The sequence below is a fragment of the Stenotrophomonas sp. genome (assembly GCF_032066555.1).
In the GTDB taxonomy this organism is placed as follows: domain Bacteria; phylum Pseudomonadota; class Gammaproteobacteria; order Xanthomonadales; family Xanthomonadaceae; genus Stenotrophomonas.
In genome coordinates this window covers 72,406-88,453 of record NZ_DAMBKV010000006.1, presented here as the reverse complement: position 1 = coordinate 88,453, position 16,048 = coordinate 72,406, and the positions used below count along the sequence as shown (strand labels likewise).

Genomic DNA, 16,048 nt, shown 5'->3' with positions numbered 1-16,048 from the left:
AAACTTTGGCTGGATGGGTACCTCCATCCCTAGGATATGAGCTGCCAGGCGTCCGAACAGACGATCAGTCGCGCGCTGTACATTCCGTCTCGCGCAGCACCGAAGCGGCAATTTTTCGGTGCTTTCCGCTTAGCGCCTCCCGTACGTCGCTCGCGCTACCACACACGGAGATCAACTAATCACGGCAGGATCAAAGTCACGGTGTAGATCGGCTAACGTCTTGCTTCGGTCAAGGGTCGCGCGGTCCCTGGCAACAGGTAAGGCGACTGCAGTTTGTTGGTCGAAAAAGCTGGATCGCGACCGTTGTTTAGTAGCGGAGAACGCGGTCCGCTATGGTTCCGCAATCGGCATCGCCCTTGGCAGCACGCTAGCGATGAGAATTGCAGCGGGTTGTGGCAGTCACTTTTCAATGGCTATATCGCCCATGGAATTCCGATGGGGCAGCCTGGGACTTGCACGAGCGGCGGGCCGGGAACATCAAGTCACGGAGCAGGTGCCGAGCGATGCCGACAAACTCCTGGTCGGTTGAACCCTTGATGGAAAGTGGGTGTTCAGTGCGCGGACACCCGTCTGAGCTTGCCGGTCGGCTACGGCGACTGGTGTCAGTTGTTTGACCAGCGCGGCGCGTCGATCCGGCCTATTCATCTCCGCTGATGCTATCCGGCAGCGCGTATGCGGTTGCTGCAATGCAGCTGTTTCCTGATTTTCGGCGTAAGCAAGCCAGTGCCATTCGATGTTTCGGGAAAATCTTCAGAAAGCCCGCAGCCCAAGGCGATCCGCTTTTTTTTGTGGCAGCTGCCCGCTTGCGCAAGTAATCAATGTCTCTCGCGACATCGGCGACTAGGCAACTGTTTCAGAAGTAATTTTTCCGAAAATCTCATCAAACTGAGAGATTTGAGTGGTTCCTCACAAAACCTGACTTTTGAGCCAAATATTTGACGAATCATGAATCGTCGATTAAGACTCCATCCATCCCGTAGTCACCCGACAGGTATGGAACCAGGGGGGTAGACCACGACAGGCGTGAGCCTCACGTGCCCAGTTTCAGCGGGACCGGGATCACAACACCACAGGGGGATCGTTGGGCACACGCATGGCCCGGCGATGGCGCGTTTACGCAAGGAAAAAACCGTCCACTTGAGGAGCAGCAGCGATGAACCGGATCTACCGCAAGGTATGGAACAAGGCATTGGGGCAGTTGGTGGTGGCGTCGGAGTTGGCATCGTCCAGCTCGGCCGGTGTGGTCATGGATGAGCGGCATAGCGCCGGAATACGCCTGCAAGCCTTGTCGGTTGCCGTTGCGTTGGGTCTAGGAGCAAGTGCCTGGGTAACCGCGGCGCAGGCACAGTCGGTGGAAGTGGGCGGTAACGCGCAGTGCATGGTACTTGGCAGTGCAACGCTGGTGGATTGCGCCATCGCCAACAGCGCCGATGCATCGGGCACGAATGCAGTGGCCATCGGTGCGGGCACGGTCGCGTCTGCCGCTGGCAGCGTGGCACTGGGCGCCGGCTCCATCGCCGATCGCGCCAACACGGTGTCGGTGGGCTCGGCAGGCAGCGAACGCCAGATCAGCAATGTCGCCGCCGGTACCGCGGGCACCGATGCGGTAAATCTCGATCAACTCAATGCGGCTGCCGACGGTGCGCTGTTGGCTGGTCGCTATTTCAAGGCGAATGGTGCTGCCGACGGCAGCGATGACGCCGTGGCCAGCGGCGAAGGCGCGATGGCTGCAGGTGTTGGCTCGCTGGCAAGCGGTGTGGAAAGCACCGCGGTTGGCAGCTACAACGTCGCCGCCGGTGACTATTCCAGTGCGGTGGGTTATGTGAACACCGCCAACGGCGAAAGCAGTTCGGCTGTCGGCAATTTCAACCAGGTGGATGGTGCCAACAGCAGTGCATTTGGTTCCGGCAACCTGGTGGATGGTGCCAACGCAATCGCGCTGGGCAGCAACAGCGTCGCCAGTGGTGATGGCAGCGTGGTGATCGGCGATGGCGCCTACGCGGCTGCCGATGATTCCACTGCGGTCGGCTCCGGCAGTCTTGCCAGCGAGCTGGGCAGCACTGCTGTTGGTAGCGGTGCAGAAGCGACCGGTGCCTATGCAAGCGCGCAGGGCAGTCAGGCGCTTGCTTCCGGGCAGCAGGCAACGGCCAACGGCTTCCGTGCCGATGCCAGTGGTCGTGGCACCACTGCGCTTGGCGCCTATAGCTCAGCCTCCGGCGACCTTGCTTCGGCAGTGGGTTATGGCGCCGATGCCAGCGGCGATTACGGCGTTGCGATGGGCCTGGGTGCTTCCGCCTCGGCGACCAGCACCACGGCGGTAGGCGAATCGGCGATCGCTTCTGGCGAAGAATCCACTGCGGTTGGCGGCACCACTTTCGGAGGCTTCATCAGCACCGAAGCGTCGGGTACCGGCGCGTCGGCATTCGGCAATGGCGCGTGGGCGATAGGTGAGTACGCCACCGCGATTGGCTTCAACAGCTGGGCTGATGCAGACGATTCCACCGCGCTTGGTCAAAGTGCCACCGCAGCGGCAGCCAACAGCGTCGCCATCGGTGCGAACTCGTGGGCCGACCGCGAGAGCACGGTTTCGGTCGGTGACGTGGGCAGTGAACGCCAGATCACCAACGTCGCTGCCGGCACCGAGGACACCGATGCGGTGAACAAGTCGCAGCTGGATGAGGTCGCGGCAGTTGCCGAGAACACCAGCAAGTATTTCAAGGCAAGCGGCAGTGCTGACAGTGATGCCGGTGCGTATGCGGAAGGTGATGCGGCCACCGCAGCGGGTGAAGCGAGCAACGCGATCGGCAACGGCGCGTCGGCGTATGGCAACGGCGCCAATGCCGTCGCCAACGGCGCAACCGCGGTCGGCATGAACGCCTTGGCCGCAGGCCAGAACAGCGCCGCCTTCGGCCAGAACGCCGAAGCGACCGGTCCGGCGGCGGTGGCCGTCGGCGGCAATGCGGTGGATGCCGATGGCAATCCCTTGATCACCTTCGGTGGGCAGCCGGTGACGACCGGCGCGACCAGTGCCGGCCTCGGCGGTACCGCGCTGGGTGCCAGCGCCAGTGCCGAGGGCTTTGCCGCTACGGCCACGGGCCTGGGTGCCTTCGCGCAGGGCGCGCAGTCCTCCGCATTTGGTGCGGTGGCCAATGCCATCGGTGACTACAGCACCTCGGTGGGTAGCCAGAGCGCGGCGTCGGGCACCAGCAGCGTTGCGCTGGGCGGTCCGATCGATCTGATCCCGGGTCTGGGTTTCTTCGTGGATACCCAGGCCAGCGGTGAGGCGTCCACGGCGTTGGGTGCGGGTGCGATTGCCTCCGGTGACTATGCGTTGGCATCAGGTGCCTTGAGCGAAGCCGCGGGTGCCGAATCCACCGCAGTCGGCTACTTCGCCTATGCGCCCGGTGACAATGCCAGTGCGCTGGGCGCCGAGAGCTGGGCCAGCGGTGCCAACAGCACGGCGGTCGGTTTCTACAGTACCAGCCGCGGTGCGGACAGCACCGCGCTGGGGGCCAACGCCACCGCTACCGCCGCCAACAGTGTTGCCCTGGGCGCGAGCTCGGTGGCCGATCGTGCCGACAGCGTGTCGGTCGGGGCGGCAGGTGCCGAGCGGCAGATCACCCATGTTGCTGCCGGTACCGAAGGCAGCGATGCGGTCAACGTCGATCAGCTCACTGCGGTTGCCGAAGGTGCGGAACTGACCGCGCGCTACTTCAAGGCCAACGGCGCCGCCGATGGCAGTGATGACGCGGTCGCCAGCGGCGATGGCGCTACCGCCGCCGGTGTTGGCTCGTTGGCCAGCGGTGCGCAGAGCACCGCGGTTGGCAGCTACAACGTCGCTGCCGGTGATTACGCCAGCGCCCTTGGCTATGTGAATACCGCCAACGGCATGAACAGTTCGGCGGTTGGCAACTTCAACCAGGTGGACGGCGAAAACAGCAGTGCATTCGGCATGGCCAATCTGGTCGACGGTGCCAATGCCATCGCGCTGGGCAGCAACAGCGTCGCCAGTGGTGACGGCAGCGTGGTGATCGGCGATGGCGCATTGGCAGATGCCGATGATGCCGTCGCCGTGGGCTCGGGCAGCGTCGCCAGTGGCGACGGCAGCAGCGCCCTGGGCGCGGGTGCGGAAGCTTCGGGCGCGTTCGCCACGGCGCAGGGTGCGCAGGCAGTGGCCTCCGGACAGCAGGCCTTGGCCAGCGGTTTCCGTGCCGAGGCCAGCGGTCGCGGCACCACGGCGGTTGGCAGTTACAGCGTTGCCTCCGGTGACCTCGCCTCGGCCGTTGGCTACGGGGCCGAAGCCAGTGGCGACTACGGCGTCGCGATGGGTCTGGGCGCGGCCGCATCCGGCGTCAGCACCACGGCTGTGGGTGAATCGGCAATTGCCTCGGGCGAGGAGTCGACTGCAGTCGGCGGCACCACCTTCGGTGGCCTGATCAGCACCAAGGCGTCGGGCACCGGGGCGGCGGCATTCGGCAACGGCGCGTGGGCCGTGGGCGAATACGCGACCGCCATTGGTTTCAACAGCTGGGCCGATGCGGACAACTCCACCGCACTGGGCCAGAGCGCGGTGGCCGAAGCGGCCAACAGCATCGCCATCGGTGCCAATTCCTGGGCCGATCGTGAGAACAGTGTGTCGGTGGGTGTCGTGGGCAGCGAACGCCAGATCACCAATGTCGCCGCCGGTACCGAGGGTACCGATGCGGTCAACAAGAACCAGCTGGACGAAGTGGCTGCGGTAGCCGGCAACACCAGCAAGTACTTCACCGCCACCGGCAGCGACGACAGCGATGCCGGTGCGTATGCGGAGGGCGACAACGCCACTGCGGCGGGTGAGGCCACCAATGCGATCGGCAATGGTGCATCGGCGTTCGGCAGCGGCGCCACCGCCGTGGCCGACGGTGCGACTGCGGTCGGCATGAACGCCTTGGCCAGCGGCCAGAACGCCGCCGCTTTCGGCCAGAACGCGCAGGCGATGGGTCCCGGCGCAGTGGCCGTGGGCGGCAATGCGGTGGACGCGAACGGTGATCCGCTGATCAACGTGGGCGGTGCGCCGGTGCAGACCGGCGCCACCAGTGCCGGCGTCGGCGGCACGGCGCTGGGTGCAAGCGCCAATGCCGAAGGCTTCGCCGCTACCGCCAGCGGTGTCGGTGCGTATGCCAAGGGCGATCAGTCCACCGCCAATGGTGCGGTGGCCAATGCACTGGGCAACTACAGCACTGCCACCGGCTCGCAGAGTTATGCGGAGGGTGCGGGTACCACCGCGGTCGGCTACAACGCGGCCGCCTATGAAGACGGCAACGTCGCCGTAGGCCGCAACGCCTCCGCACTCGGCGCAGGCAGCCTGGCAATCGGTGATGGTGCCGAGACCGGCTTTGGCTTCTTCGGCATCGGCGCGACCAATGCGGTAGCGATCGGCAGCGGCAGCTGGGCCTTCGGTGATGACGCTACGGCGGTTGGCGCCAATGCCTGGGCCTTCGGTCAGCAGAGCACCGCCGTTGGTACCGGCGCCGAAGCCGGTGCCACCAATTCGGTGGCGCTGGGCGCAGGTTCGATAGCTGGCCGCGACAATACGGTGTCGGTGGGCGATGCAGGCGCCGAACGACAGATCACCAATGTGGCCGCCGGTACCGAAGGCACCGATGCTGTCAACGTCGATCAGCTCAACACCGCAGCCGAAGGTGCGCTGCTGGCAGGGCGTTACTTCAAGGCAAACGGTGCGGCCGATGGCAGTGACGACGCTGTCGCCAGCGGTGACGGCGCAACTGCTGCAGGTGTTGGCTCGGAGGCGTCGGGCGCACAGAGCACGGCGGTGGGTAGCTACAACGTCGCCGCCGGTGATTACGCCAGCGCCGTCGGCTATGTGAACACCGCCAACGGCACGAACAGTTCGGCGTTCGGCAACTTCAACCAGGTGGATGGCGAGAACAGCAGTGCGTTTGGCTTCGCCAACCTGGTCGATGGTGACAACGCCATCGCACTGGGTAGCAACAGCGTGGCCAGCGGTGAAAGCGCCATCGTGATCGGCAACGGTGCCAGTGCCTTGGCCAGTGGGGCCGCAGCCATCGGCATGAATGCAGTGGCCAGTGGCCAGAACGCTGCGGCGTTTGGCCAGAACGCACAGGCCACCGGTCCCGGAGCGGTGGCCGTGGGTGGCAATGCCGTGGACGAAAATGGCGATCCGCTGATCACCTCCAATGGTGAGCCGGTGCAGACCGGTGCCACCAGTGCCGGCGTCGGTGGTACCGCGCTCGGTGCCAGTGCCAATGCATCGGGCTTCGCCGCCACTGCCAGCGGTGTCGGGGCATGGGCGCAGGGCGACCAATCCACTGCCAGTGGCGCGGTCGCCAATGCGGTTGGCGACTTCAGCACCGCCAGCGGTTCGCAGTCGTATGCGGAAGGAGTTGGAACCACGGCGGTGGGCTACAACGCCGCCGCCTATGAAGACGGCAACGTCGCCGTTGGCCGCAACGCCTCGGCCTTGGGCGCAGGCAGCCTGGCAATCGGTGATGGCGCTGAGACCGGCTTCGGCTTCTTCGGCATCGGCGCAACCAATGCCGTCGCCATCGGTAGCGGCAGCTGGGCCTTCGGTGATGACGCGACCGCAGTAGGTGCCAACGCCTGGGCCTTTGGCCAGCAGAGCACCGCCGTTGGTACCGGTGCCGAAGCCGGTGCGACCAACTCGGTGGCGCTTGGTGCAGGTTCGATTGCCGATCGCGCCAACAGCGTGTCGGTGGGTGATGTGGGTGCCGAACGGCAGATCACCAATGTTGCCGCCGGCACCGAGGGAACCGATGCCGTCAACAAGGATCAGCTCGATGAAGTGGCTGCGGTGGCGGCGGAAGGCCAGACCACGGCGAAGTACTTCAAGGCCACCGGCAGCGCCGACAGCGATGCCGGTGCCTATGCTGAAGGCGACAACGCCACGGCCTCCGGTGAGGCGACCAATGCGATTGGCAACGGCGCATCGGCGTTCGGCAGTGGCGCCAATGCAGTGGCTGACGGCGCAACCGCAGTCGGCATGAACGCCTTGGCCAGTGGCCAGAACGCAGCCGCATTCGGCCAGAACGCACAGGCGATGGGCCCCGGTGCAGTGGCGGTGGGCGGCAATGCGGTAGATGCAAACGGTGATCCGCTGATCAACGTCGGCGGTGAGCCGGTGCAGACCGGTGCCACCAGTGCCGGCGTTGGTGGTACCGCACTCGGTGCCAGCGCCAATGCCGAAGGCTTCGCCGCAACGGCAACCGGTGTTGGTGCGTATGCCAAGGGCGATCAATCCACCGCCAGTGGTGCGGTGGCCAATGCACTGGGCAACTACAGCACCGCGACCGGCTCGCAGAGCTACGCCGAAGGCGTCGGCACCACTGCAGTCGGCTACAACGCTGCCGCCTATGAAGATGGCAATGTCGCCGTGGGACGCAATGCATCGGCCTTGGGTGAGGGCAGCCTGGCGATTGGTGATGGTGCCGAGACTGGCTTTGGCTTCTTCGGCATCGGCGCGACCAATGCGGTAGCGATCGGCAGTGGCAGCTGGGCCTTCGGTGATGATGCAACCGCGGTGGGTGCCAATGCCTGGGCCTTCGGCCAACAGAGCACCGCCGTTGGTACTGGTGCCGAAGCTGGTGCCACCAACTCGGTTGCGCTGGGTGCAGGCTCCATTGCCGGCCGTGCCAACAGCGTGTCGGTGGGTGATGTGGGCGCCGAACGGCAGATCACCAATGTCGCTGCCGGTACCGAGGCAACCGATGCGGTGAACAAGTCGCAGTTGGATGCCGTGGCGGATATCGCAGGCGAGACCAACAAGTACTTCCAGGCCTCCGGCGATGGTGTGGCAACTGCCAGCGGTACCAACGCGGTCGCTTCCGGTTCGGGGGCGGTTGCCAGTGCCGAGCGCAGCACGGCGCTGGGTGCGTCAAGTACCGCGAACGCCAATGGCGCCACGGCGGTCGGTGCCGATGCATCGGCACGTGCCAGCAACAGCACCGCATTGGGCCGGCAGACCTCGATCACCGCCACCAATGGCGTCGCCATTGGTTACGGTGCCTTCGCCAACAATGGTGCCAACAGCGTGGCGATCGGCGCGGGCGCAGGCGTCTCCGGTGCCAATTCGGTGGCGCTGGGTGCGGGTTCGCGTGCGGTCGAAGCCAACGTGGTATCGGTGGGTGGCGGCGACGGTACCAACGGCCCGGTAACGCGTCGCATCGTCAACGTTGGTGCAGGACGCATCGCCGAAGGCAGCAGCGATGCGGTGACCGGCGGCCAGCTGCATGTCACCAACCAGCGGGTCGGTGCGGTGGAAACCCGCGTCACCGACATCGATGGTCGCATCGGCAGCATCGAGGGCGTCACCGCCAATGCGGTGACCTATGACGATGCCAGCCGCGACAAGCTGAGCCTGGCCGGGATCCAAGGCACCACGCTGGACAACGTGGCTGCCGGCGCGATTGCTGCGGGCAGCATGCAGGCCATCAATGGCGGGCAGTTGTTCCAGTCGCTGGGCAATATGGCCAGCTTCCTCGGTGGCGGTGCAGGCATTGGCATGCAAGGCATGTTTGTCGCCCCGACCTATGTCATCCAGGGTGCCAGCTACAACAATGTCGGTGCAGCACTGTCGGCACTTGATGGCCAGGTCACCTCGCTCAACAACCGTATTGCCAACAACGGCAATGGGAACGGTCACGGCAATGGCAACGGCAATGGGAACGGTCACGGCAATGGCAATGGCAACGGCAACGGCAACGGCAATGGCAATGGCAATGGTCCGCGCTCGGAGACCGCGGCACCCGCCGCGAGCAGCGGCGTAGCTCTGGGCGAGCAGGCCAAGGCCAACAACGTGGCTGGCAGCGCCGTCGGCAACAACAGCTACGCGCATGGTCCGAATGACACGGCGATCGGCAGCAATGCCCGTGTCAACGCGGATGGCAGTACCGCGGTAGGGGCCAACACCAGCATTGCCGCTGTTGCCACGAATGCAGTGGCGATGGGTGAAGGTGCCACGGTCAGTGTCGCCTCGGGTACCGCGATCGGTCAGGGCTCCAGCGTCACCGCAACCGGTGCCGTTGCCCTGGGACAGGGCTCGATCGCGGACCGTGCCAACAGCGTATCGGTTGGCAGCATCGGCCATGAGCGGCAGATCACCAGTGTTGCCGCAGGCACGCAGGCCACCGATGCGGTCAACAAGGCGCAGCTGGACAGCGGTATCACCGCGGCCAATACCTATACCGATACCAAGTTCAGCAGCATGGCCGACAGCTTCGACATCTTCCGTGGCGATATCGACAAGCGTCTGCGCCATGTCGACCGCCGCCTGGATCGCCAGGGCGCGATGAGCGCGGCCATGTTGAACATGGCCACGAGTGCTGCGGGCGTGCGCACGCAGAACCGGGTCGGCGTCGGTGTCGGCTACCAGGGCGGCGAATCGGCGCTGTCGCTGGGCTACCAGCGCGCCATCAGTGAGCGTGCCACCGTCACCTTCGGCGGTGCCTTCACCAGTGACGACAGCTCGGTGGGCGTGGGCGCCGGCTTCGGCTGGTAAGCGGTTTGGTTTCGCCCCCGCCTGCTGCGGCGGGGGCTTCCAGGTTCATCGCCAGTGGCCGTGCTGCCCCCGCAGTGCGGCTGTTGCGAGCCAGGACGGCAAAGCGATGCAGCGTTGAAGTTCCATCCCTGTTCTATCAAGACGAGAGATCCGACATGAAGAAGAAGACCCAGCTTGGTTTGGCGATCACCGGTGTCGTACTGATGGCTTCGATCGGCGCGCCCGCCGTATCCGCTGCAGAAATTGGACCTGCAAAAGTCGTTGGCCTGAGTGCGCCCACGGTGGATACCAGCGGTGGCTATCGGTTCGTGGTCAAGTACCGTGCCGGTACCAGCGAGCTGCGTGATGCGGCCACCCTCAATCGTGGCCTGGGTGCCGCGGCGGCGCGCGCCGGCTTGGATCGCGCCGTGGCGAAGACCTCCCGTGCCGCCGCGCGGCCGGCCGTCGAGGCTGCGTTGCTGCGTCGCATGGGTGCACCGGGCTGGAGCGTGATCAAGACCTCGCGTGCGCTCAACGCGCAGGAAGCCGCGGACTTCGTGCGTGAGCTCAAGGCCAATCCGGCGGTGGAACGCGCCGATATCGATCGCATGTACCAGCGCATGGTCGACGTGGCACCGTCGATGACCCCGACCGACCCCAACTATGCACAGTACCAATGGAACTTCTTCAACCCGACCGCCGGCGTGCGTGCGCCGCAGGCCTGGGATCTGTCGCAGGGCGAGGGTGTGGTGGTGGCGGTGATCGATACCGGCATCACACAGGGCAATCCGGACCTGCAGAACAACGTCATTCCCGGTTACGACATGATCAGCGACAAGCGCGTGTCGCGCCGCGATACGGATGGGCGTGCGCCGGGTGGCTGGGATATCGGCGACTGGGTGGAAGCCAACTACTGCACCGGCTGGGCGACCGGCGGCTCGCACGCCGCCGATGTCAGCTCCTGGCACGGCAGCCATGTGTCCGGCACCATCGCCCAGGAAACCAACAACGGCCGTGGCCTGGCGGGCCTGGCCTACAAGGCCAAGGTGATGCCGATACGCGTGCTGGGTTCCTGCGGTGGCTTTGGCAGTGATATTGCCGACGGCATCGTCTGGGCCGCAGGCGGCGAGGTGCCGGGGCTGCCGCTCAACACCAATCCCGCCGAAGTCATCAACATGAGCCTGGGCAGTGTGTCGCCCTCGACCTGCCCGACCGAGTACCAGGAAGCCATCGATCTGGCCAACAGCAAGGGTGCCATCGTGGTGGTGGCGGCGGGTAACGACAATGCCAATGCCGCCAGCTACACCATGTCTTCCTGCAACAACGTGATCAGCGTCGGCGCTACCGGCATTACCGGTGCGCGCGCCTACTACTCCAACTACGGTGCGCGGGTGGATCTGTCGGCGCCGGGGGGGGGCGGTTCGGTAGACGGCAATCCGAACGGCTATATCTGGCAGGTGATGAACGGCGGTGAGAAGGGGCCGGAGCCGAGCAACTGGATCCTGGGCGGCATGGGCGGCACATCGATGGCATCGCCGCATGTGGCCGCGGCGGTGGCGATGGTGCAGAGCGTGGTGGATACGCCGCTGACCCTGAACCAGATGCGCGACCTGCTGAAGAAGACCGCCACGCCGTTCCCGGTGGCGATCCCGGCCTCCACGTCGATCGGCGCCGGCATCCTCAACATCAACGCTGCCCTGGTCAAGGCCACCGAGCCGCCTTGCGATCCCAACGTGGAGCAGTGCGGTCCCGAGGCAACCCCGCTGGTCAACAAGGTGGCAGTGACCGGGCTGGCCGGCAGCGCGGGCAGCGAGACCGTCTACAGCTTCCAGGCCGAGGCCGGCAAGGTGCTGACCTTCATGACCTATGGCGGTGCTGGCGATGTATCGGTGTATGTGCGCTACGACGCGGTTGCCAGCAGCACCGCGTTCGATGCCAAGTCCACCCGCGCGGGCAACAGCGAGACCGTGCGCGTGAACAAGCCGCAGGCAGGCACCTATTACGTCACCCTGGTGGGGGCGGGTTCCTTCAGCGGCGTGAGCCTGGTTGCCCGTCAGTAAACCTGACTTCTGCACGAGCTTGGAACCCCGGCATTGCCGGGGTTCTTTTTGCCTGTAATGCAGGTTCATGTGCACGACCGGCGGGTACGAACTGCTAAAGTTCGGGCAACCCAGGAGGATTGCGTGAACGCGGTAGCCCACGACGCCCAACTTGCGCCATCACCTGCCGACCGCATCGTCACCGAACTGTTGGCGCAGGGCCGGCTGAAAGAGGCGGACCTCCAGCGTGCCCGCCAACTGCAACGCGAATCCGGGGGTGATCTGCTGGTGTTGCTGGCCCGGCTGGGCCTGGTTTCCGAACGTGACCACGCCGAGGCCTGTGCCAAGGTGCTGGGGCTGAGGCTGCTGGCCGCCCGCGACCTGCCCGAACATCCGCCAGAACTGGTGGAAGGCGCCGAGCCGGTGCCGCTGCGCTTCCTCAAGCAGTTTCTGGTGCTGCCGCTGGGCGAGCAGCGTGGCCGCATCCTGCTGTGGATGGCTGATCCACAGGATGGCTATGCGATCGATGCGATCCGTCTGGCGACTGGCTGCGAGGTGGCGCCGGTGGTTGGCGTGCGCAGCGAAGTGGATGAGCTGATCGAGCGCTGGTACGGGCAGGGTCGCAGTGCGATGGGCACCATCCTGGAAACCACCGATGGCGAGCTTGCGCCGCTGGACGATATCGAGCACCTGCGCGACCTCGCTTCCGAAGCACCGGTCATCCGCCTGGTCAATCTGTTGATCCAGCGTGCGGTGGAGCTGCGTGCGTCGGACATCCACGTCGAACCGTTCGAGAACCGACTGAAGGTGCGCTACCGCGTTGATGGCGTATTGGTTGATGGCGAGAGCCCGCCGGTCAACCTCACCGCGGCGGTGATCAGCCGCATCAAGATCATGGCCAAGCTCAATATCGCCGAGCGCCGCCTGCCGCAGGATGGCCGCATCATGCTGCGGGTACAGGGCAAGGAGCTGGACCTGCGCGTGAGCACCATGCCCACCGCGCACGGGGAGAGCGTGGTGATGCGCCTGCTGGACCGCGAGGCCGTGGTGTTTGATTTCCAGCGGCTGGGTTTCAGCGAGGATTTCCTGCCACAGTTCCGCAAGGTGCTGGAGCAGCCGCACGGCATCCTGCTGGTCACCGGCCCCACCGGCTCGGGCAAGACCACTACGTTGTACACCGCGTTGAACCAGCTCAATACCGACAAGGTCAAGATCATCACCGTTGAAGACCCGGTGGAATACCAGCTGGAAGGCATCAACCAGATCCAGGCCAAGCCGCAGATCGGGCTGGATTTCGCCAACGCCCTGCGCAGCATCGTGCGCCAGGACCCGGACATCATCATGATCGGCGAAATGCGCGATCTGGAGACTGCGCGCATCGCCATCCAGTCGGCGCTGACCGGCCACCTGGTGCTGTCCACCCTGCACACCAACAATGCCGCCGGCGGCATCACCCGCTTGCTGGACATGGGGGTGGAAGACTACCTGCTCACCTCCACCATCAACGGCATCCTCGCCCAGCGCCTGGTGCGCAGGTTGGAGCCGACCCATGCGCTGCGTTACCGCGCGTCGGACGAGGAAATCCAGCGCTTCGGCCTGCGCCGTTTCCAGCCGCAGGGCGACATCCATCTCTATCGCGCGCAGCCCTCGCCGCACGCACCCACCGGCTATCTCGGCCGCACGACCATCGTCGAGTTCCTGGTGATGGATGACGCGCTGCGCACTGCGGTGATGCGCAAGGCCGGCATGGGCGAGATCGAACAGATCGCACGCAAGGCCGGCATGCGCACCATGTACGAAGACGGCATCGGCAAGGCACTGCGTGGCGAGACCACGCTGGAAGAAGTGCTGCGGGTAACGGAGGACGCATGAGCCATCGCGTTCGCCTGGAGCGGTGCTGCTGATGCCGCGTTACCGCTACAAGGCGCTGGATGCCCGTGGCGACCTGCTGGAAGGGCAGATGGATGCGGCCAGCGAAGGCGAGGTGATCGCGCGCCTGCAGGAGCAGGGGCATCTGCCGGTGGAAGCCAGGCCTGCGACCGGTTCGGCGTTCGAGGGTGGCAGCTGGAAGCAATGGCGGCAACGCCCGTTTGCCGGTGCGACGCTGGTCCAGTTCACCCAACAGCTGGCGACCTTGTTGGGGGCAGGGCAGCCGCTGGATCGCGCCTTGTCGATCCTGATGGAAACGCCGGAAGACCCGCGTTCTCAGCGGGTGATTGCCGACATCCGCGACAGCGTACGTGGCGGTGCGCCGCTGTCGCAGGCGCTGGAGCGCCAGCACGGCCTGTTCTCGCGGCTGTACGTCAACATGGTGCGTGCCGGCGAAGCCGGCGGCAGCCTGCATGAAACCCTGCAGCGCTTGGCCGATTACCTGGAGCGCAGCCAGGAGTTGAAGGGCAGGGTGATCAATGCCCTGATCTATCCGGCTATCCTGCTGGTGGTGGTTGGGTTGGCGCTGCTGTTCCTGCTCGGCTACGTGGTGCCGCAGTTCTCGCTGATGTACCAGAGCCTCGATGTGACCTTGCCTTGGTTCACCCGCGCGGTGCTGGAAGTCGGCCTGCTGGTACGCAAGGGCTGGTTGGTTTTCATCGTGGTGCCTGCATTGCTGCTGCTGTGGGTGGAACGCAAGCGGCGCGATCCGGTTTTCCGTCTGGCATTTGATACCTGGCTGTTGAAACGGCCGATGATTGGCGGGCTGGTCGCCAAGCTGGAGAGCGCGCGACTCGCGCGCACGCTTGGCACCTTGCTGCGCAATGGCGTGCCGCTGCTGGCCGGGCTGGGCATTGCCCGCAACGTGCTCGGCAACCGTGCCCTGGTCGCGGATGTCAGTGAAGCCGCCGAGGCGGTGAAGAATGGTGCCGGGCTGGCGTCGTCGCTGGGTCGCAATGGCCGTTTCCCGCGGCTGGCCCTGCAGATGATCCAGGTTGGCGAGGAGTCGGGCACGCTGGAAAGCATGCTGCTCAAGACCGCCGACACCTTTGAACAGGAAAGTGCCCGCGCCATCGACCGCATGTTGGCGGCGCTGGTGCCGGTGATCACCTTGTTGTTGGCGTCGGTGGTGGGCGTGGTCATCATCGCGGTGCTGGTGCCGCTGTACGACCTCACCAATGCCATCGGCTAATCCCTGGATTTCGGAAAGGAAGAAGAAATGAGGCGAACCCTGAAACAACCGCTGTCACGCGCACGCCAGGCCGGCATGAGCCTGTTGGAAATCATCATCGTCATCGTGCTGATCGGTGCGGTGCTGACCTTGGTGGGCAGCCGTGTGCTCGGCGGTGCCGACCGCGGCAAGGCCAACCTCGGCAAGACACAGATCCAGACCTTGGCCAGCAAGGTGGAGAACTACAAGCTCGACACCGGCCGCCTGCCGGGCAAGCTGGAGGATCTGGCCACCCAGCCCGCAGGTGTGGCGGGCTGGCTGGGACCGTACTCCAAACCGGCGGAGTTCAATGACCCGTGGGGCAATCCGGTGCAGTACCGGGTGCCAGGTGAAGGACGTCCGTTCGACCTGATCAGCCTGGGCGCCGATGGCCAGCCCGGTGGCGAAAGCTACAACGCCGACATCCGTTACGAATAAGCCTTGATGGTCGCGCCGCGTTCTCCACTTCCGTTTGCCACCGCGCGTACCGTACCCGCGCGGCATGGCGTGATGCTCGGCATGTCGTTGCTGGAGATGGTGCTGGTACTGGCGTTGGTGGCCGCGCTGGCGATGATGGCGGCCATGGCCATGAATGGCGGCATGGATGGCCTGCGCCTGCGTTCGGCGGGCAAGGCCCTGGCGGCCGAGCTGCGCTACACCCGCACCCGCGCGATCAGCACCGGCACCGTCCAGCAATTGCAGATCAATCCGGGCAGTCGGCGCTGGCAGGGTGCGGATGGTCATCATGGAGAGCTGCCGCAGGCGCTGACGGTGCGCTTCACCGGCGCTGGCCAATTGCAGACGCGCAGGGATGAAGGCGTCATACGCTTCTTTGAAGATGGCGCCTCCAGTGGTGGCCGTATCGAACTGCGCGCAGGCAAGGCGGTGTGGCGCATCGACGTGGCGTGGATCACCGGCGAGGTCAAGGCCGGTCCGCTGCACGAGGGCGCCGGATGAGGCGTCAGCGCGGTTACTCGCTGATTGAAGTGATTGTCGCCTTCGCGTTGTTGGCCTTGGCGATGACACTGCTGCTGGGCAGTCTGTCCGGCGCCGCACGCCAGGTCAGCTTGGCCGATGGCTATGGTCGTGCCGCCCTGCATGCGCAATCGCTGCTGGCGGTTGCCGGGGTTGAAGCGCCGCTGCAGGCGGGTCGTCAGCAGGGCGAGTGGGAGCAGGGCCGCTACCACTGGAACCTGCAGGTTTCGCCGTACGTTGAGCCGCGCCAGCAACAGTCGCGGCTGTGGTTGCTGGACCTGCAGGTGCGCTGGGGTGACAGCGCGCAGGAACAGCTGCGTTGGCGCACGCTGCGCCTGCGTGGCAACGCGCCGCTGGAGGCGCAGCCGTGAGACATCCCTC

At 65.3% G+C, this 16,048-nt stretch carries 7 protein-coding genes; all 7 read left to right on the top strand.

The features are described 5' to 3' along the window. Nucleotides 1–1,153 precede the first annotated feature (1,153 nt). The 7 genes from RT131_RS09735 to RT131_RS09705 all read left to right on the top strand — a co-directional run bounded on the left by RT131_RS09735 (nucleotide 1,154) and on the right by RT131_RS09705 (nucleotide 16,038). A complete protein-coding gene (locus RT131_RS09735; protein WP_313172439.1) occupies nucleotides 1,154–9,535 on the top strand; it encodes an ESPR-type extended signal peptide-containing protein in 8,382 nt (2,793 codons plus the stop codon). Between the two features lie 155 nt (nucleotides 9,536–9,690). After that, nucleotides 9,691–11,574, top strand: coding sequence for a S8 family peptidase (locus RT131_RS09730; RefSeq protein WP_313172437.1), 1,884 nt, complete (start codon nucleotides 9,691–9,693; stop codon nucleotides 11,572–11,574). Nucleotides 11,575–11,697: 123 nt separating this feature from the next. Further along, nucleotides 11,698–13,425 (top strand): type II secretion system ATPase GspE, encoded by a 1,728-nt coding sequence (gene gspE / locus RT131_RS09725; protein ID WP_313172435.1) that lies wholly within the window; start codon nucleotides 11,698–11,700, stop codon nucleotides 13,423–13,425. A gap of 31 nt (nucleotides 13,426–13,456) precedes the next feature. Next, nucleotides 13,457–14,674, top strand: a complete 1,218-nt coding sequence (locus RT131_RS09720; protein ID WP_313172431.1) for a type II secretion system F family protein — start codon at nucleotides 13,457–13,459, stop codon at nucleotides 14,672–14,674. A 27-nt stretch (nucleotides 14,675–14,701) separates the two neighbouring features. Next, a complete protein-coding gene (gspG, locus tag RT131_RS09715; protein WP_313172429.1) occupies nucleotides 14,702–15,130 on the top strand; it encodes a type II secretion system major pseudopilin GspG in 429 nt (142 codons plus the stop codon). Between the two features lie 72 nt (nucleotides 15,131–15,202). After that, complete coding sequence (locus RT131_RS09710) at nucleotides 15,203–15,649, top strand: GspH/FimT family pseudopilin (protein ID WP_313172658.1); 447 nt, start codon at nucleotides 15,203–15,205, stop codon at nucleotides 15,647–15,649. Continuing rightward, the gene (locus RT131_RS09705) at nucleotides 15,646–16,038 is read left to right on the top strand and encodes a prepilin-type N-terminal cleavage/methylation domain-containing protein (protein WP_313172427.1); all 393 of its coding nucleotides are present in this window, start codon (nucleotides 15,646–15,648) and stop codon (nucleotides 16,036–16,038) included. Before RT131_RS09710 ends, RT131_RS09705 begins: the two co-directional genes overlap by 4 nt. The last annotated feature ends 10 nt before the right edge of the window (nucleotides 16,039–16,048 follow it).

Excerpts from the sequence above, each read along its gene's own strand:
- RT131_RS09710 (WP_313172658.1), top strand. The coding sequence starts at position 15,203 with ATGCTCGGCATGTCGTTGCTGGAGATGGTGCTGGTACTGGCGTTGGTG.
- RT131_RS09705 (WP_313172427.1), top strand. The coding sequence starts at position 15,646 with ATGAGGCGTCAGCGCGGTTACTCGCTGATTGAAGTGATTGTCGCCTTC.
- gspG (WP_313172429.1), top strand. The coding sequence starts at position 14,702 with ATGAGGCGAACCCTGAAACAACCGCTGTCACGCGCACGCCAGGCCGGC.
- RT131_RS09720 (WP_313172431.1), top strand. The coding sequence starts at position 13,457 with ATGCCGCGTTACCGCTACAAGGCGCTGGATGCCCGTGGCGACCTGCTG.
- RT131_RS09730 (WP_313172437.1), top strand. The coding sequence starts at position 9,691 with ATGAAGAAGAAGACCCAGCTTGGTTTGGCGATCACCGGTGTCGTACTG.
- RT131_RS09735 (WP_313172439.1), top strand. The coding sequence starts at position 1,154 with ATGAACCGGATCTACCGCAAGGTATGGAACAAGGCATTGGGGCAGTTG.